The sequence below is a fragment of the uncultured Chitinophaga sp. genome, assembly GCF_937898475.1.
Lineage (GTDB): Bacteria > Bacteroidota > Bacteroidia > Chitinophagales > Chitinophagaceae > Chitinophaga.
This window is the reverse complement of sequence record NZ_CALEJS010000019.1, coordinates 129644-151423: the sequence shown is the minus strand read 5'-3', so window position 1 is coordinate 151423 and position 21780 is coordinate 129644. Positions and strand designations below refer to the sequence as shown.

The window sequence follows — 21780 nt, the reverse complement described above, 5'->3', positions numbered from 1 at the left end:
ACAACAAAATATATAGTCAATAGTCACCGGTCGTTAGTGATTGAATTGAATTAATATCAGACTAAAATTTTGGATTAACAACATTGAAATAAACGGACATGCTCAACGGACAGGCATTCGCTTCAATCACTAACGACCCGGGACTAAAGACTAACTCCAAGCTAACAGCCAGCAGCTAAAGCAATATCTCTCGCCGCTATCCACCCGCTGGTCCAGGCGTGCTGAAAATTAAATCCGCCCGTAATTCCGTCCACATCCATCACTTCTCCTGCAAAATAGAGGCCCGGCGCTATCCTGCTTTCCATCGTGGCGGGGTTGATCTCCGAAAGCTGTATACCGCCGCAGGTCACAAATTCTTCCTTAAAAGTGGTTTTACCCTGTACTGCCAGCTCCATGGCTGTCAGCTGTTTTACCAGCAGCTGCTGTTCTTTTGAAGGCAGATCGGCCCAGCGCATTTCTTCGTGTATACCCGTCTGTTGTAAGTGGAACTGCCATAAGCGCTGCGGCAGCTCAAAGGGATTTTTCTGGTGGATCTTCTGTTTACCTATTGAAAAGCGCAGGCCCTGCAGCGTTTCGCGCATGGCCTGCTCATGAAAGGCAGGCACCCAGTTTACCAGGGCGGTAAATTTATACTGCAGCTGCTGCAGCTCGCGGGCGCCCCAGGCAGAGAGCCGCAGCACGGCCGGTCCGCTGAGGCCCCAGTGGGTGATCAGCACAGGGCCCTGCTCCTGCAGTTTGGCCCCGGCTATCTTTACCTGTGCGCCGGGCACGCTTACCCCCATGAGGGCGGTAATGGGATGGCCGGGCGTATTGAAGGTGAACAGCGAAGGGGCCGGAGCCACTACCTGGTGGCCGGTGGCCTTCAGCCAGCCAAACTTATCCGCCTGGGCATATCCGCCGGCGGCAATGCAGAGGTATTCTGCCTCCCGCTGCTGTCCGTTTTGCAGCTGCAGTTGCCAGGTACCGCTATCTGTACGGGTAATGCCGCTCACCTCTGTCTGTACGGCTATTTTTACGTGATGCAGGTCTGCTTCGCGCAGCAGGCAGTCGATAATGGTCTGGGAGCTGTCTGTTACCGGGAACATACGTCCATCGGCCTCCGTTTTCAGCGTTACGCCCCTTTCGCGGAACCATTCAATGGTATCCGGCACAAAAAAATGACCGAAGGCTTTCTTCACAAAATGTTGCCCGCGGGGATAATGGCGGGCCATATAAGCAATATCCGGGGCGGCATGGGTTACATTGCAGCGCCCACCGCCGGAGACTTTTACCTTTGACAGCAGCTTACCCGTTTTTTCCAGCAACAGCACGTCCAGCTGCGGATCCAGCCGGGCCGCATTCACTGCACAAAAGAAGCCAGCAGCGCCGCCGCCTATTACGATCAATCTCTTTTTTGCCACTATCTTAAAATTATCTTAAAACCTGATTATGGCCTGCAATAATAAGTAAACCTGATGTATTCTTATATTGTACTAAATTGTGCAGCGTATTTTTTCTATAATCGTGTATTAAATATTTTTTCATGCAACACCTACGCACCGTTCTAAAGCAGTTGCGTTTGCAGTGGTGGATCCCTGCCTGTATACTGATACTGATGTTCGTAAGCGCTTTCAGGTTCATTCCTGCCGTTGAAGACTGGGACGATAAGATCGTGAAAGCACTGGAAGAATTTGCAGGCCGTTACCCACAGCAGAAAGTGTACCTGCACCTGGACAAAGATTACTATGCTTCCGGCGAAACCGTGTGGTTCAAAGCGTATATCACGCTGCAGGGCCTGCCCGATACCAGGGCCACCAACCTGTACGTAGAACTGATAGACCGCAGCGGGGCCGTATTACAGAAAAAGCTCTTTGCGGCCTCCAATGCCGGCGCCCCGGGCAATATCAACCTGCCGGAGACCATGAAACCAGGTATGTACCAGATCAGGGCCTATACTTCCTGGATGCTCAACTTTGATCACAGTTTTCTTTATAACCGTACCATTGAAGTACTGGATCCCGCCAAACGTAACAGTCCGCCACCGCGGGATACCGTTAAAAGCACCGACTTCTCCGTACAGTTCTTCCCCGAAGGCGGTGACATGATCGCCGGGCAGAATAACGTAGTGGCATTCAAGGCCATTGACCAGTCCGGCTTTCCAATAGGCGTTGACGGTAGTGTGAAGAACAGTAAGGGCCAACAGGTAGCCGTGATCAAGGTAATGCACGACGGCATGGGCTCTTTTGAGCTGAAACCTGCCGCCGGCGATACTTACAAGGCCACCGTGAAAGCGGCCAACGGCCAGCAGAAGGAATTCTCCCTGCCTGAGCCCAAAGCAACCGGTGTGGGACTGAAAATATACAACCGCGGCATGCGCGTGTTCTACCAGGCCCTTATTGCCAACCCGGACGATACCGCTTATAACGACCTGCTCATTATTGGCCAGATAGGCCAGCAGCTGGTGTATAAAGCGCCCCTCAATGTAGCTGAGGGCCGTATCAGCGGCTTTGTACCTACCCAGAACATGCCCAGCAGCATTATGCAGCTTACGCTGTTCAGTAAAGCCGGCGTGCCCCTGGCAGAAAGGCTGGTATTCCTGCGCAAGAACGACCTGCTGCCCCTGCAGCTGGAAGAGGCGGCCTCCATCAACACCGAAGAACGATCCAAAAATACCATCATGCTCAAGTTGCCGGATACCCTGGCCACCATCCTCTCTGTATCTGTAACCGATGCAGACCTGGTGGTGAAAGATCCGGATGAAGACAATATCGTGTCTAACCTGCTGCTGACATCCGACCTGAAGGGTTATATCCACAATCCCGCCTGGTACCTGCAGGATACCGCTAAAGCCAGGCTGGATGCGCTGGACCTGCTGATGATGACCAACGGCTGGCGCCGTTTCAGCTGGCAGAAGATCCTGAATAAACAATACCCGGATACACGGTTCCCCTACGAACAGGGCATCCTGCTGAAAGGCACCGCCTTTACCAATGGCGGCCGTTTCCAGCTGATGAACGGCAAGGTGGATTTCATCATCAAACAGCCGATAGACAGCTCTACCACCATCGTAACCGCTCCTACCAATGCCATGGGCGAGTTCTCTGTGCCCGACCTGGTGCTGATGGATACGGCGCTGGTATATTACCAGGGCAATGATCAGCAGAAGCGCTGGAAAGACGTAACGGTAAAATTCAATACCCACTTCTTTGAGAATGCGGCGCCGGTGACCATGGCTTACCCCTTTAAGCTGCCACCGCCTATTGACGCCAATACGCTGAAGAACTACCTGACCACCGCGTTTGAAGGCAACCGCGTGAACCGCTCCATCAACAGCCGGATGGTGTTCCTGAAAGAAGTGAACATCACCGAACGTAAGCTCGCCAAAGAGGAAACGCTGGAAAAACGCTATGCCACCGGCCTGTTTGCAGGCGGCGACGGTTATACCTTTGACCTTACCAAGGAGAACAACAGCTACATGAATATCTTCCAGTACCTGCAATCCAGGGTGGCGGGCCTGCAGATCACGGGCAACCTGAACGATCCCTCCCTGCAATGGCGCGGAGGCCGTCCATCGCTGTACCTGAACGAAATGCCTGCAGACGCCAATATGCTGAGCAGCGTGGCGGTAACTGATATCGCCATGGTAAAAGTGTTCCGTCCGCCATTCATGGGCGGCTTCGGCGGCGGCGCAAATGGCGCTATTGCCGTGTATACCAAGAAAGGCAGCGAAGGCGGCGATGACAGCATGAAGGGCTTTGAGCTGTATAAAAAACCAGGGTATACCGTAGTGAAAGAATTCTATTCGCCTGACTATAACGTACATAAAGAAGTACATTCCCTGCCCGACAAAAGGCTTACACTGTACTGGAACCCGAACCTGGCAGTAGATCCGGAAACCCGCACTGCCAAAATCACCTTCTTTAATAATGATTTCACCCGCCATTTCCGGGTGATCGTGGAAGGCATCGGGGATGATGGCTCCGTGGGCAGAGCGGAGCAGGTGTATTAGGTTAATCCATCGCCGATAGTCCACTCCATGGCATGTCAAAAGCAGTGGAGCGGGCTATCGGCTTTCAACTCAAAACGGCATGGAGCAACTATCTATCGCAATTGACATGGATGAGACGATCGCGGACCCGATCACTAAAGCGAGGGAATGGTATTACCGCGATTATGGCAAGGTGTTCTCTGAAGAAGAGCTCTGGGGAAAGACCTTGTCTGAAGCATTGCCCGTTGATCACAAGGGTAAGGTACTGGAGTACCTCAACACGCCGGGCTTCTTTCGCGACCTGCCGGTATTCCCGGATGCACAGCGGGTACTGGAAGAGCTGAACAGGAAATACCGGCTGTATATCGTATCTGCCGCTATGGAGTTTCCCAACTCGCTGAAGGATAAGATAGACTGGCTGAACGAGCATTTCCCCTTCCTTACATGGCGGCAGTTCTGCCTTTGCGGCGACAAAAGCGTTGTGCAAACGGATATCATGATAGACGACCTCACACGGAATTTCACCCATTTCAAAGGCAAGCCCTACCTGTTCACAGGGCATCATAACGTACACGTACAGGGTTATGAGCGGATATTGAACTGGGAGGATGCCGCCGCGAAATTATTGTAATGGTATGAAAGCATGGCGTTACCGGCGTTACTTCACAGGCGTGAGGATGAACCTTCAGTTGTGAACCAGGCGGCGCTTTCTACCAACGGCCGCTATCATTTTTTCACTTACCTCCAGCACCCGGGCCAGTACGCTAGTGGGCAGGCGGGCGGCGTATAAGGGATGACGCCTGAGGTAAAGCTGGCATCGCTGCAGTGGGTCCGGCTCATCCCCCAGGCTTGTATAGAACCGCATCTGGTGCAGATCGCGCTGCATAAGTTTGTTTACAAATCCAATCAGGACGGAAAAGCGGCGATAAAGCAGGCGAATATCCTCATACTTAATGTAGTGAATAACGGCGGGTTCCACTGCTGTAAACCGGAAACTGGTTCTTGCTGTTCCCAGCGGGAAACCATCGCCATCCTTATGAATGCCAATGACCACCCTGTTACGTTTTACGCGGATCGTTTTCAGCACCAGGCCTTTTTCCAGGCAGCCAATGCATTGTTTGCTGGCGGCAGACCAGATTTCTCCTGAGGGGATCTCTGCTGTTTTGATAAAACCTGCGATACAGGCTTTATCTTCTTCGGATAGTTTGCGAACGGCATTTATGAGCCGGAGTAATGTGTTCATGGGTTAATCGTTTTTCAAACAGGGAATACGGCAAACTATGAAAACATCTTTATTCCAAACGTTAATACGCTATTAACATTCCCCTGAAAACGAAATGACCGGTCACCGAAGCAACCGATCATCCGCCTTTCGTAAACACTAACTGAACTATCTTCTGAAACCGCCGCCGCCACGTTTGCGGTGGGATGCACGTTCCTTCTTCATATTCTCCAGCGTTTCCGTGTACTTTTTGTACTGGTCATCACTCAGGAAACCTTTTACCTTGGCATCGCGCTCATCAGACAGCTTTTTGAATGCCTCCCTGTCAGGACGGTTGCCTGCAGCGCGGGCATCGGTCCTCATCTTCTCCATTCCTTTGTAAAAATCCGTATAAGCTTCGCCCAGTTTAGTTTTCTGATTGTCATTGAGGGAAAGTTCCGGTGATAACTTATCAACGGTCATCTTCACTCTTTCTTCTACGGTGCGGCGTTGAAAGCCCTGTGCATTAATGGTCATGTGGCCTGCAAATATCAGGGCCAGTACTAACAAAATCCTGTTCTTCATAATAATCAACTTTTAGTTAAAAATGACGCAAAATGTAAACCTTATATTAAGGCCGCTCCTTCCGCTCACGAAGATTGTCGCGCCGGAAAGGTGCGCCCGATTTAGACATGAACTGGCGTATCAGAGAATCCAGTTTGGGCCGCTGGTTGTCATCGCAAAGCTGGCGTACCTGCTGGAAGTGCCGGAATGTCTGCAGATCAATGGCCTTTTGCCGTTGTGCTATTCCGTCTGCCGCGTGCAACAGCGCGGAATCTGTTATCTCCGGTACATAGAGCAGCCTGTAAAAACTGTCTCTTGCAGCGCGCATATCCGTCAGCAGTGGCTTCATTTTTTTCCAGTGCTGATTGCGCAGATCCTGGTAAGCCTGCAGCTGTTGTTTACTGAAACCGGCCCTTTTCTCCAATATCTCTGTCATCCCCTGTCTGCCCCAGTTGCGGCCACCCTGGCGGCCTGCCGGTTTCAGGTTCACGAACAACAGCAGTACGCCGAGGTTCACTACCAGGAGCACACCTACGATGATCAGCAATACTTTGTTCTTAGCTATAGCCATTATAATGCTGTTTTATCGTCAATGCTATAAATTGCCAGCGATTCTGCCTGTACAGGATATTCCTCTGCAAAGGCCTGTACGGAGGACTGCTCTGCAAGCGACTTTTCCTGTTTGAGCTGCCGCAATACGATGGCGCCATTCATCAGCAGGATCAGTAAGAGCCCTACGATGGCTACTGAAGGACGTGCAATCCAGCCGATGGCACGCTCCCATGCATTACTGCCTTTTGGTTGCAGCCGGGCCTGTAAACGGGTAAAGAAATAATCTCCCGTTCCTGCCCTGGATGCGCCATCCAGGCTGTTCAGCACTTTCTCTATTTCATGTTCGTTATGCTTCACGGTTTACTGTTTACTTGCTATTTAATTAGACGACGTTCTTTTAAAAAACCTTCGCTATTTATCAGAATAATATTTTTCCAGCAGTTTACGGAGGTTATTACGGGCCCGGTACATCAGGCCTTCTATGGTAGCCTCGCTCATATTCATTACTTCGCCGATCTCTTTTGCGGGCAGGCCTTCCAGTTTATGCAGCACAAAGACGGCCTTTTGCCTGTCTGGCAGCTGTTCCAGCGCTTTGAACAGTATTGCTGCTCTTTCTTTATTGTCCAGCACTACGCCGGGATGATGAAAATCTGGCAGCGCCAGTTCTTCCTGCCGGTCGCCAAAGATCCCGGAGATCAGTCCCCAGCGCTTTTTCCGGTTCTTCTTCTTCACATGGTCCAGCGCTTTGGTCACTGCAATACGGTACAGCCAGGTGGAAAGCTTTGCATCTCCCCTGAAGGTGCCGATGGACTGGTATACCTGTACAAACACTTCCTGCGCTACGTCTTCTGCGTCTGCTTCATGCTGGATAATACCCAGCACGGTGTTGTACACCATGTCCTTCCAGGTTTCCACTAATTCCCTGAAAGCGGCTTCGTCACCTCGTTTCAGCGCTTCCGTTAGATCCAATGCTTAAAATAATTGATGTCATAAAATGCTGGTTTGAGGGTTGAAGTTTGAGGTTTGAGGTTGGTTAAAAATTGAAGGTTAAAGGTGCAGGTCAGGACATTTCTTTGAACTTCCAACCTCCTCGGACTTCCATCCTCCTCGGACTTCCATCCTCCAACGAACTTCCAACCTCCTCGGACTTCCGACCTCCAACGAACCTCAAACCTCAAACGTTTACTCCATCGGCGGCCCCCCTGCTCGCTGGCGGAGCATGCCCTCGGGCCTGCGCTGCATCATTTCAGGTTCTTCTTCCGGCGGGGCAGCTGCCTTGCTGGTTTTGAAGTTCCTGATCTTATAGGTAAATGTAACCATAAAGTATTGTTTGAGCACCTGTGTCTGCACGTCTTCCACGTAGTTGGCGGCAGTGGTACGGGTAATGCTGCGGTTCTGGTTCAGCAGGTCAAAGATGGTGAGCTTCAGCTCTCCGCGCTGGTTTTTCAGGAACTTCCTGCCTGCGCTAACATTCCAGAGCCAGTATTGCTGGTTGAAACCGTCTGTGAGGCCGCTGTACAACTGGCTGCTAAGATCGTTGGAGAACATCCATCCGTTCTTTGACAGCAGGTTAAGCCGCAGGCCCGCATTCTGAGAGAAGTACCTGTTATTGAGCGTTGGCTGTATGCTGTTCTTCAGATCATTGAAATTAGCGGAATAGGAAAGGGTGAAATCCACGTATTCGCTGATGTTGCTGGATAGCACGGCGCCCAGGTTATAGTTATAGCTGTTGGACAGGTTCTCGATATTGTTGATGATGCCCGGCGTGCGTGTCCAGGTGAAACCTGCATTCCAGTTCAGGTTGGTTTTGATGAAACGCAGGGGCATACCAAAGGTCAAAAAAGACCGTGCGCTGTAGTAACCATCCAGGTTCACTGGCTTGGCCAGCTGTGACCCTTTGTAGAGTGTAACCGTAGGCGTTAACACGGAGTCCTGCGAAGCTATGTAGGTAGCATTGCTTACATAGTTCTGCGTTTTCTGCAGGAAGATGTTGGCAAAGAAGCTCAGGCCTTTCTGTGGCTGCGTGTAGCTGTAGCGGGTGATCACCTGGTGGGTGTACTGTTGCGCCAGATCCGGGTTACCGGTAGAGATGAACAGCGGATCACTGTTATTGATCACGTTCTGCAGCTGGCCGATGGAAGGCTGCGTGGTATTGGCCCGGTAGAACACGCGGATATTGCTGTTCTGCGACAGTTTATACCGCAGCATGGCGTTGGGCAGCAGGTTGCTGAAGGTTCTGCGCACCCTGGTGCTCAGCGGAAATACCTGGTCGCTGTTCAGTTCTGAGTACTGGTAAGACAGGCCCAGTGACAGCATCTTATCACGGTTGCCATAGCGGTAGGTAAGTCCGGCGTTCTGTGCCTTGTAGGTATTATCAAATACATTAGACAGGCTGGTATCCGGCAGCACATATTTACCCGTAAACTCGTCGTAGTGGAACGTTTGCTGATCAGCGCTGTTCTTAGACCAGGAAGGGTTATAGTTCAGCTGCAGCTGTCCGCTTTTACCCAACGGTTCCGTATAGGCGATATTGGCAGAGAACTGGTAGCCGTCTGTCTTTGGATAGGACTCCTGACGAATGCTGTCGTTCACGCCTGCCTGGCCTTTATAGTAGGTATTGAAAGCCTGCTGGTTACGCTGCCCGTCTTTATCATTAGCGCCGATATTCAGTCCGACGGTGATGGTCCTTCCCCTCTTCGGGAAAGCGTGGCGGAACAGGATGCCGTTGTTGGTGCTGAAACCGGAGGTCTGGCTTGTCTGCATATTATCAGAACGGCTGATCAGGTTACTGTCTGCATAGGTGTTCAGGCCATTGGTCTGTGAAAATGCATTGTATTTCTGGAAGCTGACACCCGGTGTAAAGAGCAGTGTGTTAGACGAGTCTATCTTATACTCGATACGCAGGTTAATACGGTGATTATAGTTGGTGTTACTGGTTTGCTGCTGTTCGTTATAAAACTGGCTGGAGTCTGCCGTCAGGAAGGTTTCCCGGTTAGTCAGCTCGTTGTTGGCGTTGTTGGTACGGTTAAAGAAATAGCTGCCGCTCACGGTTACTTTCTTGCCCCACACATCCGAGAAGTTGATACCGAATGAGTTGGTTTTGGTGATACCACTCTGCTGCCCTACCAGGAAATTACCGGCGTTACCGCCGCCGCCAAAACCTCCGGCGCCACCGCCACGGTTACCCCGACCTCCTCCCCCACGGCCGCCGCCACCACGATTACCGCTGGCATTGCCTACTACGCCGAGCAGATCCTGTGTAGCGAAGTTCTGCTGGTTGATATTGTTAGACAGGCCGATGATGGAAATACGCCGGTCGCCATTAAAGAGGCTGATGTTGCCCCCGGCCATGTAGCGGTCATCGCTGCCATAACCGGCGAAAACATTACCGAACTGTGAGTTTCGTATATTGCCCCGCGTTACAATGTTGATGGTCTTGTAAGAGTTACCATCATCAAAGCCGGTGAACTGGGCCTGATCGCTGAGGCGGTCAAACACTTCTATTTTATCGATCACTTCGGAGGGCAGGTTGCGGAGCGCCAGGGTGGCATCTTCTCCAAAATATTCCTTTCCATCCAGCAGCACTTTTTTCACGTTTTCGCCCTGTGCTTTTACGGTACCGCTTTCTACGGTGATGCCGGGCATCTTCTTTACCAGGTCTTCCGCGGTAGCGTCGGGATTGGTTTTATAGGAGTTGGCATTATAAGACAGGGTATCGCCTTTCTGCTGCACCGGAGGTACCTGTCCGGCTACCGTTACTCCCTTCAGGCGGGTAGCGCCTGCTTCGAGGTAGATGGTGCCGGCATCCTGGCTGGCCTGGCTCAGGTTGATGGTGCGGCTCACATCTTTATAGCCCAGGAAGGAGATGGTCATGCGGTAGCTTTGTGCCTGTAAGTTCGGGATATTGAACACACCGCTGGCGTTGGTAACAGCGCCTGACACTTTGGTGGAGTCTGACAGGGGTATCAGCTTTACCGTAGCGCCGGGCAGCGGGAACTTTTCCTTTTTATCCTGCAGTACTCCTTTCAGTGAGAGGTCTTGCGCCCACACGGCAGGCACGGCGGCCAATAACCAGCAGGACAATAAAATGATGCGTTGTATCATTGGATCATGAATTGAACATTGTTACCTTATTGGACGACGTTCCGGTAAAGAACCTTCGGGGCTGGGAAAAAAATTTTCGGTTAACGACAGATTAACCAATCAGGAAATTTTATATCCTATGTTTGTAAGGACTGAAAAGGCAAGCAAGTTTAACCGGGCATACCGCCACTTGATTGAAACACAAGCCATAAGTTTTCGCAGCATAGTTACTCGTCCCGGAAATGGGAGGGGGAGCATTATCAACAATCAGGGCGCAAAAAAAGGGGTACCAGCGATGGTACCCCTTATAACATATAAGACCATGAGTAGTTGACTTAGTCTTTCAGCTTGTGCAGGTAGGTAGACAGTTTGAACAGCAGTTCATCCTGCAGGCCTGCCCTTAGCTTGGCTTCTTCATCGGTGATGCCTAAACGGCGGAGGCGCTGATAGGCTACATAAGAGCCGCCGATGATCTCCAGGCATTCCTGGATCTTTTCTTTGGTTTCCACTTCTTTAGAGCGTTTATCAAACTCTTTTTTGGTAAGGATCTTTTCCACGAAATAGAAGTTTTCTTTATCCTCTATCCATTCCTGTCCTTCACGGTGCTGGGGTTTATATACTTCCAGGAAGCAGTTCTCCAGCTTCAGCATCTTACCGAATTCCGTGCGGATATCTATGACGAGTGACTTTTCTGCGCCGGGGGCGTTCAGTTTCTTCTTGATGAAGTTGCTGATCTCCACGCCCATTTCGCCGCTGCTCATCAGCACCTGGTTCAGTTCAGAGAACTCCATGCCGATGCTCAGGCGGGTATAGCGGTTGCCCGACCGGATCTTTCCGTAGAGGCAGGGAACGCCATGCTCGTCGAACACGATATCTTCCACCTGCATTTTACTGATGGTGCTGTAGTTGGGTTTGTAGCCTACTTCAGCGGGAGTGGCCCTTTTGGCAGGTGCTTTGGAAGCATCCTGGCGGCGGCTGAACTGGATAAAATCATCCAGGAATCGCAGTCCGTGCTTTTTCATTTTTGTATACAGTTCGTTGGCGGTATAATTGCTGATCTTGCTGAGCAGCAGCAGTTCGTTCCAGCTGTCGTGCTGCTGTGCTTTCCGGAGTTCGTCCAGGACATCTATACTGGCCATATTACGGCGGTACAGCAGTTCAGCTATCATAAAAATGGCGTACTCATGGGTAGGATAGCCCAGTTCGGGCAGCAGGTCGTAGGCGCTGCGTTTCTGGTCGCGTGCATGGTTCAGCAGCTCAATATCAGACATCACCGGTGATAAGAGGTAAGTCCGGGCCGCCGAACGCAGTTTTTTGCTTACATACTCCAGCAGATGGTCGTTCACCTGTGCATGATTTACAAAATCGTGTAATATCTGCACAAAGCGCTTGGAGGCTGGCAACCCAAACTGCGAAAGGATGTCATTCTCCATGTCGCCCACCTCTTCCTTCCCGGGTTTTACCCGTTGATCCAATTGCCGGTAACGCTGGTAATATTCCTGCAATTTCAGTTTTAGCTGATCCATATATTAGTATTAATTTATTTTATTGATTCAAATAATAAATAATCAAATACATATAGTATTTGCAATCAAACAAAGGATGCCCGTTTCATACGGGTGTATCAAATTGATGGGCTAGTAGTTAGTATGGTCAGGGAAACATATAGATACGGTATAGTCTTATCCCCTTGATAATCAATCCAACAATAGAAAAGCCCAGCTGATTCGCCGAGCTAGTAAGTAGGTTTTGCGAGTTGCAAATATAGGAATTTCCGGGGGAAATAACAAGCCTAAAGCCTTATCTATTGCGGAAAGGGCCAGAAATTTCCACCGCCGGATTTATAAAGAAAAAACCTTACATTTATGTAGATGGAGTATTGTCGGTCCCGATCCCTGCTCAACTGAAAAATTCAATCTACATGGCTAGCCCCTTACCCAAAAACTGGAAGAAAATGCTGGCGGCGTTACTTGCGCGGGTAAATCCGTCAAGAGTGGCGGCGGCAGAACAAATGTTCCCCCCTCCTGCTCCCCCGCCGGTAAGCAGTGAAAATGCGCTGAAGACGGTGAATGAAGAATCGAACCGGATCACGGGCTGGTCATTACTAATCATTGGCGGATCGCTGCTGGCTATCCTGGATAAGGAGTATATGAAGACAGACAGCGATTTCAAATGGATCTACTTTCTCTACATTTTAGGCTGGCTGCTGCTTTGCCTGTCTGTTTACTGGGGACAGCGGGTTACGCGCAGTTACCTGGCCAGCTTGTTTGTGTCAAAGGATTATATTGACGCCACTGCCGAGCAGGCGAATATCTGTTTCCAGCGCCAGATCAAATGGTTTACAGGCGGCGTGATCGTGTTTGCGCTGTGGATGATCTGCTTCCTTTTACTCTGGATCTTTAACCTCAACACCCCTATATGAGCAACTGCAATTGTGCGCAATATCCGTTTAGTCCGCATGTTCCCTGCTATAAGATCTGCACGGGCAGGATACTGAATTATGCCAGTCCGTATGAGCTGGTGACCATCTTCCACATCCCTGAAAACATCGTCGCAAGGATCTACGACATCAACCTGGATAACAGGGCACAGACCCTGGACGATTACCAGCAATACCTGAGCCCTCCTGAGTTTGGAACGCTGAACCGGATCTGCTCACAACTGGGCAGTAACCCCGCTGCCATGAACTGGATACGCCGGGAAATGGGCACGGAACTGGATACGGAAGAAAGGGAACCGGTGCAGGTGTGAACTGTTCTTTAATTGCCTTCAACCTGCTTCCTGTTATCCTCCCTTCGCAGCAGGGGCTCTGTAAACAGCCAGAACCATATATTCTGCAGCTGATGGATGTATTCAATAAAGCGCACCTTGTCATACCCGGAAAACTGCAGGATCCAGCGATTGGAGGCGGCTGCTTTCAGGAATACCGGCATGCCGTTGTGCCCTCTTGTCCAGTTGTTAAAATCCCCGCCACGTACCAGGTTAAACCCCAGCTTGGTTAAGCGGGTAGACTGGATGCGCAGCGGTTCCAGCTGCTGGCATAAAGTGGGCAGCACCGGGTAATGCTGTTCCGTAATCTGGATCACCTGCCGTCCCAGGGCAAAATAGTTGCCCAATCTTATCTCTTCCAGCTCTACCGCCATTGTGTTACTAATATTTTTAGCTAATGTACTAAAATAATTAGTTGACGGGAAATTTTATTTCCCCAGCTCACTGAACCCCACATCATCCAGGATGATCACCCCAGACGGCGATCTGTCAAATACAAAACGTATACTGTGCAGCTGATCCATCGCAAATTCAGGATGCTGCTGTTGTAATTTCTCCAGCCTGAAGTAGAACAGATCCGGGATGGTTTCTGCATCATCGTACTGGTTTAAGAATGCAAACTTCGTCAGCTTTTTCTTAATCTGCGGTTGTAAGGGAGCGCATTCACTTAAAGGAAAGCGGATGTGATGGCCCTGCTGATCGCTTAGCTCTATCGTAAAATCAATTGCTTTTTTCTCCGTCTTCTCTTTTGGTTGATCTGCTTTTGCGGCAGGCGGTTTACCGGACTTCGGCTGTTCTCCTTTTACCACATGGGCCGCGCTTTCATCGCTTTCCGCCAGGCTGAAGAAGAGTGATTTTCCTTCCAGCTGCAGCGTGCTGCTATCGGGTAAACTGAAAGTATAAGTGGCGGCCACGGTATCTGCGCCCTGCCTGTCCCACCCGATGAAAACAGAACGGCTGATATGATCGCCCCACATCAGTTTATGCAGCGCTTCGCGCCACACACTCAGGTGATCAGCACTGATGCTTACACCGGGCATGGTGGCGGTTTGCAGGTTCAGGTCTTCATCATAACGGGCAATGAAAACCGACGGACTGTTCTCAAACTGGTTGAAATAGATCTGTTTGGGTAACCACTGACGGCCGTAACGATAGTCCACAAACAGCGGCTGATAGGCCTCCGCTCCTTTCAGATGCAGATCAAGAAACGCGCTGATATACACCTTTGCGATCTGCTGCTGATCGGCCGCCGGCATCAGGTTGGTGAAATTATACAGGTTAGCATACGGACTGGTTTGATCATACTTTCCCCAGGAAGTATTGAACTGACCGTGATTGGCATGATGCACATAGAGCCCCGCTTTACAACCACGGTACGAAGGCGAATATTCAATGCGGTACATGGGGCTCAGGCCACCGTAAGACTGCATATCCATATCATGTGTACCATGGATGGTAAAGTAGTTGATATCCTTCAGCGGCGCCAGTATACCGGCGGGCTTGTATTGACCGTCTACCGGGGCGATGGCGATGTAGGCCTTAATGTTGAAATTAAAGTGGAACACTTCATTGGCATCGTCCGGATGGGCGGGCAAGGTGTTGAATAAAGCGGCATGAGACATGGCCTCGCCGCCGCGTGAATGCCCCATCAGGGCAATATTGCTGGTGTCTATTTTATGATAGAAAGGATTGCCGGGCTCCTGGTTCCACTTTCGCCACACTTCGAGATGTTTGAGCAGGAGCCATCCGCGCACGCCGTTCTCGTTCTTTAAACCGCCCCAGGGCTTATCTGTAAGACTGGTGTTCAAAAAATTCTCATCTACCGATGCCACGATGTACCCTCTGCTGGCGAGCAGTTCGGCCAGGTAATCGTACCCTTTCTCTGACCAGTCCTGCGCCAGGTGATTACCATGTACCACCAGCACCAGCGGTGCAGGGCCCTGGAGGTTTTGCGGGTACCATACCATGGCGTTGAGCGGCAGTTTATCCGGACCAAAACCAAAGTACCAGCTGCGAAGCTTACCGTATACGCCGCTCCAGGATTTGAGCAGCCCGGCCGCATCAACCGTGGGCGTTTTGATCTTTACGGATTGACGGTAGATAAGACGGCGCTTATCATTTCCTGATCCATAGGTAAGGGTGGCCACCTGGTAGCTACCCGGACGGGAAGGATCGCCGGCGGTAAGGGTATCCGGCAGCTGCGCCTGCATTTTATAGTTGGTGATAGGCGGCACCGGGCTGCCGGGATACAGGAAGAAATACAACCCGGTGAGCCCGCCTGCCAGTCCGATAATAAACAGCACCAGGGTCATGATCTGCCGGGGCCTTGTCCACTGCACCTGGCGGCGGCGCCTCCAGTAAGACAGGGTTCCGAAGATCAATGCCGGGAACAGTACCAGGAAACCCGCCAGCCAGTAGCTGAGATCCTTCAGGCGGAAGTAATAGAAAATGCAGAAGAAGGCGAAGGCAACACCGATCCGGAAATAACGGTGTGTTCTGCCCACCAGCAGCGCTACCCAGGCAATAAGGGCAGCTATCAGCAGGGCGGGTACCACCCGTACCACCAGGGTGACCAGGTAATAGCCGATACCGATCCCTTTTGAAAAGAAAAGATCGGCCAGTGTGCAGATGAAAAACAATAAGGTGGCGATCAGTATACCGATACCGCTGGCTTTCAATGTAACCTGACCGGGAGTAATAAAGGAGATGGCAGCCCGCAACCGGTTTTTGATCCGGCGCCAGGCAGTGGGTTGATTTCCCATAAGCGTAAGCGTAGTTTAGATGATGCTTGAGTACGGATACAAAATAGGAAATTATATATTAAGAAAAGAAGGTTTTGTAAGGGCGGGATGGAGATCTTTGGCGGTGACCGGGGTATGAAAAAGTAAGGACTTAATAAATACCTGGTTAAACACTTACAAAGCTTCCAATAAGCACTGACTATATACTTACTAAGCCTCCATGCTACTGGTACATTGATCCTGCGGCGGGTAAGCGGCCGGTATACGGCCAGCATAAACCTGCTGTAAATCAATACTTTGTGGAGTTGAGGTGGAGTTGATCGGGACTTCAGCGGGGGATGAAATGGATTTGGGGATTTGGGGGGAGGTTGGAGGTTGGTTGGAAGTTTGAGGTTGGAGGTTGGAAGTTTGAGGTTGGAGGCTGGTTGGAGTTTGGAAGTTTGAGGTTGGGGGTTTGAGGTTGGAAGTTGGAAGTTGGAGCTTGGAAGTTGGAGGTTGGAGGTTGGTTGGAGCTTGGGAGGTGCAGGATGAAGTACCAGGGAAATAAGTGGAGGCTTTGAGGGGGTAAAAAGAGCAGTTTTGGATGGTTAGAGGCATGGCTGTTCCGGGAGCTGGCGCTCTGGATGTGGTGGGTTAAATAGCAAGATAGTGCGATGAACGGCTGGTTCGTTACGATCAATGACCAAATGGCATTGTACATAAGGCCGGTGCTAAGTGGGGCTGCAGGGCCCTCGCAATGAGGGGTAAGAAAGCCCGGGCGTACGCTGTACGGCGTTTGATGACGTTACAAAACCCGGGGGAGCATCTACCGGGGTTGGTAGTGAAGGGAATCGGGCCCTGTTTATGCTGTGCAATGGGCTTTTACGAAAGACAAAACGTTTACGGGTTGCTTTCGGGTATGCAGCCGTTGTAAGCTCATTTGGGGGGATGGTGATGCTGATCACATCGGCCGCCATATAGCGGCGGCTGCCGGAGGGGTCTAAGGTGCCATTGCATGCTTTGCTGGAGCGGTACTGCAGCACCACCATGAGGGTGCCTTCCCCATCTGTGTGCACTTGCAGGGCCATGCCGTTGAAGGGCTCCTCTTCGTCCAGCTGGATAATGGCTGTGGAGACCTCGGTGCTGATCACCCGGTTTTCGGCAAAGCGGATGCGGGTTGGCGATCAGGCGGAGCTCAATATGGGTGTTGCTGCCCTGGAACAGCAGCTCCTGGGCAGGAATGTGCAGGGGCCGTTCGGGGAAAACACCGGCGGAACGGTGAACAGCTTTTCCAGGCCTGTATGACGGTTAAAGTGGAAGCCAGGCAGTTCGGGAAAATTATCGCGGCCAGTCAGAACTTCCTGTGCCAGTCGTACTCCCTGGTATCATCGCCGGTTTTCCGGAGCGCCACAGAACGGCCGATCAGTCCCAGCCTGAAGTCTTTTAATGACAGGCCATCCCTCAGCCCCAGGGTCAGCCAGTTCTTGGCCACTTTTCGTGCGGCAGACCAGCGGTTGTTGTATGGCCAGCTGCCCACCACCTGGTAATGCGGCAGCTGTGCAATGTAGCGCACCAGCTTGCGGATAGAGGGATAGTTGACATCATCAAATACAATAATGCCACCATTTACCAGGGCCTTGTCGATCAGGAAAAAGTCTGTCATTAACCAGTCTGTCAGCTTGGTGGAATCCACATAGGCAAAATCGAATTTCCTGCCGGCTTCCAGGAACTTAGGGATCACCCGGTAGGAGAAGTCTTCAATGAATTCAACCTGATAGCCGGCCTGGGCTACCAGGTCCAGTCCCACGCTGTTCCAATAGCTGCGTTCATAGGGGTCCATTGCCACGGAGCTGCCCTTGTTCTCCGCCACTGCTTCTGCGATGGCTAAGGTAGAGGTGCCATGGGCCAGGCCTACTTCTATGGCGCTTGAAAAGTTATGCTCCCTGATCAGTGTCTGAAGGAACTCGCATTGTCCTTTGGGCGTTTCGGAGTTGATGGCAACCACTTCGTTGTTGCTGTTCGTAAACTGTCTTTTTTCAAAAACGTGCTCTAATAAGGCGTTCATTGGTACCGGCGTTAGTGTAACTGCGCAAAGTGCCTGCGCTACGATTATTCAAATTTGCTCAAAAGGTTGACTTCCTGCTACAACGTTCGTTATATTTTTTTGTTGGCTGATATGCATACAGGGATAATTCGATGTGCAGGATGATCATAAAAAAAACCGGAAAGTCCTGGGTGAACTTTCCGGTGAAGGGTGGCCAATGGGGCTCGAACCCACGACCCTCAGAACCACAATCTGATGCTCTAACCAACTGAGCTATGGCCACCATTTTGTTTTTCGGGACTGCAAAGATAAGATAATTCAAATGCAATTTCCAAATGATAACAGAAAAAAAGTTATCCCGGTTTTTTTTGTTTCTTTGCCCTCTCAAAAAAACAAGTCTGGCAAAGATGTCGATTTATCTGATACCCTTTATTTCAGCTTTTATAGGATGGTTTACCAACTGGATTGCCATTAAAATGCTGTTCCACCCGCGGGAACCGAAGAAGCTCGGCTTTATTACGCTGCAGGGCATCTTCCCCAAAAGGCAACGGCAGTTTGCTGAGAAACTGGGCAAGCTGGTAGCAGACGAGCTTTTGTCTTTTGACGACATTCACAACAAGCTGACCGACCCCGAAAAGATCAAAAGCATCATCCCGGTGGTAGAAGATCACCTGGAGCATTTCCTGCGTGTAAAGCTGCCCGATGCCATGCCTGTATTATCCATGTTCATCGGCGACAGCACCATCAAACAGATCAAAGATGTGCTGGTAAAAGAGCTGGATACGCTGTTCCCCATCATGATCGACAAATACCTGCAGAACACCCGGGAAGACCTGGACCTGGAACGTATTGTGACCGAAAAAGTAAGCAACTTCTCTTCTGATAAACTGGAACAGATACTGCAGGGGATCATGGCCAGGGAATTCCGCTTCGTGGAGATCATTGGCGGCGTACTGGGTTTCGTGATCGGGCTGATGCAGCTGCTCATGACAAATCCTTTCTGATTTCTGTTAAATACTGTTAAGACCTTTTACCGCCATTTTTAACGGGTTCCCCGGGCTAAAAGGCCCATTCGTCATATTGCGCCAGCACTCATACAGAATGACCTTAATTTTGCGACCGGACAGCGGGCCGGATATGGTGTGCAATGTAACAGTTCTCCTTTAACAACGACCAACTAATAAAAGCATACGATAGATGATGAACAAATGGTACTTCACCATGGTGGCTGCCCTTCTTGGAATAGCCTCCCTGCATGCCCAGATACCTTCCATTCCTGCCGGTGGCGCCGGCGGACGGGGCGGCGCTGCCAACGGACAACGTCCGCAGAACATGCCCCAGATAGGACATGTGTACGGTAAACTGGTAGATGCCAACACCAAAAAGCCGGTACCTTACGCTTCAGTAGCCCTGCTGAAACTGCGCGACTCCAGCGTGGTAACCGGCATGCTGACGAAAGAGAACGGTGAGTTCAGCCTGGAAAGCCTGCCGCTGGGCACTTTCAATATGCGTATCTCCTTTATGGGATACGAAACCATCTATAAAAAAGTGGCGATCAGTCCGCAGACTTTTGACCAGGACCTGGGCAATATCCGCTTCAAGCCGGATGCAAAATTGCTGGCTACCGTAGAAGTGACCGGGGAGAAAAGCGCTTTCCAGATGGGCATCGATAAAAAAGTGTTCAATGTAGACCGCAACCTCACCAGTGTAGGTGGCACCGCACAGGACGTGCTGAAGAACGTACCCGCCGTAAACGTGGATATCGACGGTAATGTGACCGTCCGCAACGCTTCACCCAACATCTTTGTAGACGGCAAGCCCTCTACCCTCACCCTTGACCAGATACCTGCAGACGCCATTGAGAGCGTAGAGCTCATCACCAACCCATCGGCCAAATACGATGCGGAAGGCATGTCTGGCATTATCAATATCGTACTTAAGAAGAACAAGAGAGCCGGTATCAACGGTATGCTGATGGCGGGCGCAGGTACGGGTGACAAATATAACGGGGGCGGTAATATCAATATCCGCCAGGGTAAAGTGAACTTCTTTGCCAACTACATGATGAACTCACAGCGCTACTGGGGCGATGGTACCACCAACCGCACCAACTTCCTGAACGGCGGCACCAGCAGCCTGCTCCAGGAAAGCGACAGCCGCACCTCTCCCCGCTTCCAGTTTGGGCGCATCGGTGTGGATTATTACCTGGATAACCGTAACACCATCTCCCTTTCACAGAACATCGTAGACGGTAAGTTCAAAAACTTTGAAGACCTGCGCAGCACCTTTAACAGTGGTGATTCCATGAGCAACCGTCTTAATAATAACCAGTTCGGCTTCCGCAACTATACCACCCAGCTGGGCTTTAAGCATACCTTTGCAGAGCCTAACCGCGAATGGACCGCAGACGTTAACTATAACCGCAGCAATAACAACCGTAACGGCAGTTTCCTGAGCCAGCCCGTGGATATGCACAATATACCGCTGGCGCAGTCTATGTACCAGACCAATAACTCTGACGGCCATACTACATTTGTCACCATCCAGACCGACTATACCGATCCGATCGGCAAGAACGGTAAACTGGAAGCAGGCCTGAAAACCACCCTGCGTAATTATACCAGCGTGTATAATGTGTTTGACCAGGATACCGCTACGGGCGATTTCCATTTCAACAACCTGCTTTCCAACGATTACAAATACAAGGAAGAGATCTATGCAGGATATGTGAACTATGCAGGTACCAAAGGCAACTTTGGTTACCAGGCGGGTTTGCGTGTAGAGCAATATGTATACTCCGGCGAGATCCCGAGCGAAGGCATGCACTTCAAGCCAACCAGGGCCAGGCCCGGATTCTTCCCCAGCGTATACCTGTCGCAGAAAATGAAGAACGACCAGGAAGTACAGCTGAACTACTCCCGCCGGGTAACACGGCCCAACTTCTTTCAGCTGATACCCTACCGCGATTACAGCGATCCGCTGAACCAGCGTGAGGGTAATCCCAACCTGCGGCCTGAATACACCAACAGCGTGGAGCTGTCTTATGTAAAGAACTGGAAGACCGCCAATTTCCTGGGAACCGTGTACTATCGCAATACCAATAACCTGATCTCTGCCATCAGCACACCGATAGGTACCGATACCCTGCTCACCAGCTTTACAAATGCCAATAATAACAACAACTACGGCGCAGAGCTGACCCTGAAGAAGACCTTCTTCAGGATCTGGGATCTTACCACCAACGTAAACCTCTACCAGGCAGAACTGAGCTATACGCAGGATAAGAAAGACTATAAGAACAGCAACTTCAGCTGGATGGCCAAAATCAATTCAGAGCTGAAACTGCCTGCCAACTTCACGCTGCAGATCAGCGGCAACTACCAGGCGCCTACCATTGCGCTGCCTTCCGGTGGCGGGGGCCGTGGTGGAGGAGGTTTCGGGATGGTGCCCGTTTCTGCACAAGGCACTATCAAAGGTATGAGCAGCGTGGATGCCGGTCTGAAAAAAGATTTTCTGAAGAACAGGACCGCCTCGCTGACACTGGCGCTTTCTGATGTGTTCAATACCCGCCAGTATGAGCTGAATCAGGCAGCGCCCGCTTTTGTACAGGACTACATCCGGAAGCGCGAGTCGCGCATACTGCGCCTCACCTTCACTTACCGCTTCGGTAAATTCGACGCACAGATATTCAAACGCAAGAATTTGAAGGCTGAAAGGGAGAATATGCAGAACATGCAGAGTGACCCGGGAATGAACTGATTGATGACGCTTACCGCGAAACGCTGAATGCTGAACGCTGCGTACGTTCGGTGTTCAGCGTTTTGCATGTAGCGCTATGCGTTATGCGCTCCGCACTTGCCGCTTATCATAAATCGATTTT

General features: G+C 50.9%; 19 protein-coding genes and 1 tRNA gene. 7 read left to right on the top strand and 13 right to left on the bottom strand.

The window, feature by feature from the left end; all coding sequences use genetic code 11:
• Positions 1 to 161: 161 nt before the first annotated feature.
• Positions 162 to 1400, bottom strand: coding sequence for an NAD(P)/FAD-dependent oxidoreductase (locus tag Q0577_RS15015; RefSeq protein ID WP_298737617.1), 1239 nt, complete (start codon positions 1398 to 1400; stop codon positions 162 to 164).
• A gap of 122 nt (positions 1401 to 1522) precedes the next feature.
• Between Q0577_RS15015 and Q0577_RS15010 the strand changes: the two genes are divergently transcribed.
• Positions 1523 to 3988, top strand: coding sequence for a hypothetical protein (locus Q0577_RS15010; RefSeq protein WP_298737615.1), 2466 nt, complete (start codon positions 1523 to 1525; stop codon positions 3986 to 3988).
• A gap of 79 nt (positions 3989 to 4067) precedes the next feature.
• Complete coding sequence (locus Q0577_RS15005) at positions 4068 to 4598, top strand: 5'(3')-deoxyribonucleotidase (RefSeq protein WP_298737613.1); 531 nt, start codon at positions 4068 to 4070, stop codon at positions 4596 to 4598.
• 54 nt (positions 4599 to 4652) lie between these two features.
• Here the strand turns inward: Q0577_RS15005 and Q0577_RS15000 are convergent, their stop codons facing one another.
• The 7 genes from Q0577_RS15000 to Q0577_RS14970 form a co-directional block, all read right to left on the bottom strand.
• Positions 4653 to 5210 (bottom strand): hypothetical protein, encoded by a 558-nt coding sequence (locus Q0577_RS15000; protein ID WP_298737612.1) that lies wholly within the window; start codon positions 5208 to 5210, stop codon positions 4653 to 4655.
• 147 nt (positions 5211 to 5357) lie between these two features.
• Positions 5358 to 5753: a hypothetical protein gene (locus Q0577_RS14995; RefSeq protein ID WP_298737610.1), complete on the bottom strand. Its 396-nt coding sequence runs from the start codon at positions 5751 to 5753 to the stop codon at positions 5358 to 5360.
• A gap of 46 nt (positions 5754 to 5799) precedes the next feature.
• A complete protein-coding gene (locus tag Q0577_RS14990) occupies positions 5800 to 6303 on the bottom strand; it encodes a periplasmic heavy metal sensor (protein WP_298737609.1) in 504 nt (167 codons plus the stop codon).
• Positions 6303 to 6641 (bottom strand): hypothetical protein, encoded by a 339-nt coding sequence (locus tag Q0577_RS14985; protein ID WP_298737608.1) that lies wholly within the window; start codon positions 6639 to 6641, stop codon positions 6303 to 6305. The genes Q0577_RS14990 and Q0577_RS14985 overlap by 1 nt, the downstream gene beginning before the upstream one ends.
• Before the next feature lie 54 nt (positions 6642 to 6695).
• Positions 6696 to 7253, bottom strand: coding sequence for an RNA polymerase sigma factor (locus tag Q0577_RS14980; protein WP_298737607.1), 558 nt, complete (start codon positions 7251 to 7253; stop codon positions 6696 to 6698).
• A gap of 213 nt (positions 7254 to 7466) precedes the next feature.
• Positions 7467 to 10388: an outer membrane beta-barrel protein gene (locus Q0577_RS14975; protein WP_298737605.1), complete on the bottom strand. Its 2922-nt coding sequence runs from the start codon at positions 10386 to 10388 to the stop codon at positions 7467 to 7469.
• 314 nt (positions 10389 to 10702) lie between these two features.
• Positions 10703 to 11893: a hypothetical protein gene (locus Q0577_RS14970; RefSeq protein ID WP_298737603.1), complete on the bottom strand. Its 1191-nt coding sequence runs from the start codon at positions 11891 to 11893 to the stop codon at positions 10703 to 10705.
• A 395-nt stretch (positions 11894 to 12288) separates the two neighbouring features.
• On the opposite strand from Q0577_RS14970, the gene Q0577_RS14965 reads away from it, so the two are divergent.
• Positions 12289 to 12789, top strand: a complete 501-nt coding sequence (locus Q0577_RS14965) for a hypothetical protein (protein WP_298737601.1) — start codon at positions 12289 to 12291, stop codon at positions 12787 to 12789.
• Complete coding sequence (locus Q0577_RS14960) at positions 12786 to 13118, top strand: hypothetical protein (protein WP_298737599.1); 333 nt, start codon at positions 12786 to 12788, stop codon at positions 13116 to 13118. Before Q0577_RS14965 ends, Q0577_RS14960 begins: the two co-directional genes overlap by 4 nt.
• A gap of 8 nt (positions 13119 to 13126) precedes the next feature.
• Here Q0577_RS14960 and Q0577_RS14955 read toward each other — a convergent pair whose 3' ends face one another.
• From Q0577_RS14955 to Q0577_RS14945, 3 genes are all read right to left on the bottom strand, one after another.
• Complete coding sequence (locus Q0577_RS14955) at positions 13127 to 13510, bottom strand: hypothetical protein (protein ID WP_298737597.1); 384 nt, start codon at positions 13508 to 13510, stop codon at positions 13127 to 13129.
• Between the two features lie 54 nt (positions 13511 to 13564).
• A complete protein-coding gene (locus Q0577_RS14950; RefSeq protein WP_298737595.1) occupies positions 13565 to 15898 on the bottom strand; it encodes a hypothetical protein in 2334 nt (777 codons plus the stop codon).
• A gap of 689 nt (positions 15899 to 16587) precedes the next feature.
• Positions 16588 to 17007: a hypothetical protein gene (locus Q0577_RS14945; RefSeq protein WP_298737593.1), complete on the bottom strand. Its 420-nt coding sequence runs from the start codon at positions 17005 to 17007 to the stop codon at positions 16588 to 16590.
• A 19-nt stretch (positions 17008 to 17026) separates the two neighbouring features.
• Between Q0577_RS14945 and Q0577_RS14940 the strand changes: the two genes are divergently transcribed.
• Positions 17027 to 17161, top strand: coding sequence for a hypothetical protein (locus Q0577_RS14940; protein ID WP_298737591.1), 135 nt, complete (start codon positions 17027 to 17029; stop codon positions 17159 to 17161).
• Between the two features lie 46 nt (positions 17162 to 17207).
• Here Q0577_RS14940 and Q0577_RS14935 read toward each other — a convergent pair whose 3' ends face one another.
• Entirely contained in the window at positions 17208 to 17921 is a 714-nt protein-coding gene (locus Q0577_RS14935) for a class I SAM-dependent methyltransferase (protein ID WP_298737589.1), read from the bottom strand.
• A gap of 188 nt (positions 17922 to 18109) precedes the next feature.
• Positions 18110 to 18183 (bottom strand) — tRNA-His (locus Q0577_RS14930).
• A 124-nt stretch (positions 18184 to 18307) separates the two neighbouring features.
• On the opposite strand from Q0577_RS14930, the gene Q0577_RS14925 reads away from it, so the two are divergent.
• A complete protein-coding gene (locus Q0577_RS14925) occupies positions 18308 to 18904 on the top strand; it encodes a DUF445 family protein (protein WP_298737587.1) in 597 nt (198 codons plus the stop codon).
• Between the two features lie 193 nt (positions 18905 to 19097).
• On the top strand, positions 19098 to 21659 hold the full coding sequence (locus tag Q0577_RS14920; protein ID WP_298737585.1) for a TonB-dependent receptor: 2562 nt from the start codon (positions 19098 to 19100) through the stop codon (positions 21657 to 21659).
• The last annotated feature ends 121 nt before the right edge of the window (positions 21660 to 21780 follow it).

Coding starts and splice junctions, on each gene's coding strand:
- Q0577_RS14965 (WP_298737601.1), top strand. CDS start 12,289: ATGGCTAGCCCCTTACCCAAAAACTGGAAGAAAATGCTGGCGGCGTTA.
- Q0577_RS15005 (WP_298737613.1), top strand. CDS start 4,068: ATGGAGCAACTATCTATCGCAATTGACATGGATGAGACGATCGCGGAC.
- Q0577_RS14990 (WP_298737609.1), bottom strand. CDS start 6,303: ATGGCTATAGCTAAGAACAAAGTATTGCTGATCATCGTAGGTGTGCTC.
- Q0577_RS14960 (WP_298737599.1), top strand. CDS start 12,786: ATGAGCAACTGCAATTGTGCGCAATATCCGTTTAGTCCGCATGTTCCC.
- Q0577_RS15000 (WP_298737612.1), bottom strand. CDS start 5,210: ATGAACACATTACTCCGGCTCATAAATGCCGTTCGCAAACTATCCGAA.
- Q0577_RS14995 (WP_298737610.1), bottom strand. CDS start 5,753: ATGAAGAACAGGATTTTGTTAGTACTGGCCCTGATATTTGCAGGCCAC.
- Q0577_RS14970 (WP_298737603.1), bottom strand. CDS start 11,893: ATGGATCAGCTAAAACTGAAATTGCAGGAATATTACCAGCGTTACCGG.
- Q0577_RS14950 (WP_298737595.1), bottom strand. CDS start 15,898: ATGGGAAATCAACCCACTGCCTGGCGCCGGATCAAAAACCGGTTGCGG.
- Q0577_RS14955 (WP_298737597.1), bottom strand. CDS start 13,510: ATGGCGGTAGAGCTGGAAGAGATAAGATTGGGCAACTATTTTGCCCTG.
- Q0577_RS14920 (WP_298737585.1), top strand. CDS start 19,098: ATGATGAACAAATGGTACTTCACCATGGTGGCTGCCCTTCTTGGAATA.
- Q0577_RS14925 (WP_298737587.1), top strand. CDS start 18,308: ATGTCGATTTATCTGATACCCTTTATTTCAGCTTTTATAGGATGGTTT.
- Q0577_RS14940 (WP_298737591.1), top strand. CDS start 17,027: ATGCGGGTTGGCGATCAGGCGGAGCTCAATATGGGTGTTGCTGCCCTG.
- Q0577_RS14935 (WP_298737589.1), bottom strand. CDS start 17,921: ATGAACGCCTTATTAGAGCACGTTTTTGAAAAAAGACAGTTTACGAAC.
- Q0577_RS14975 (WP_298737605.1), bottom strand. CDS start 10,388: ATGATACAACGCATCATTTTATTGTCCTGCTGGTTATTGGCCGCCGTG.
- Q0577_RS15010 (WP_298737615.1), top strand. CDS start 1,523: ATGCAACACCTACGCACCGTTCTAAAGCAGTTGCGTTTGCAGTGGTGG.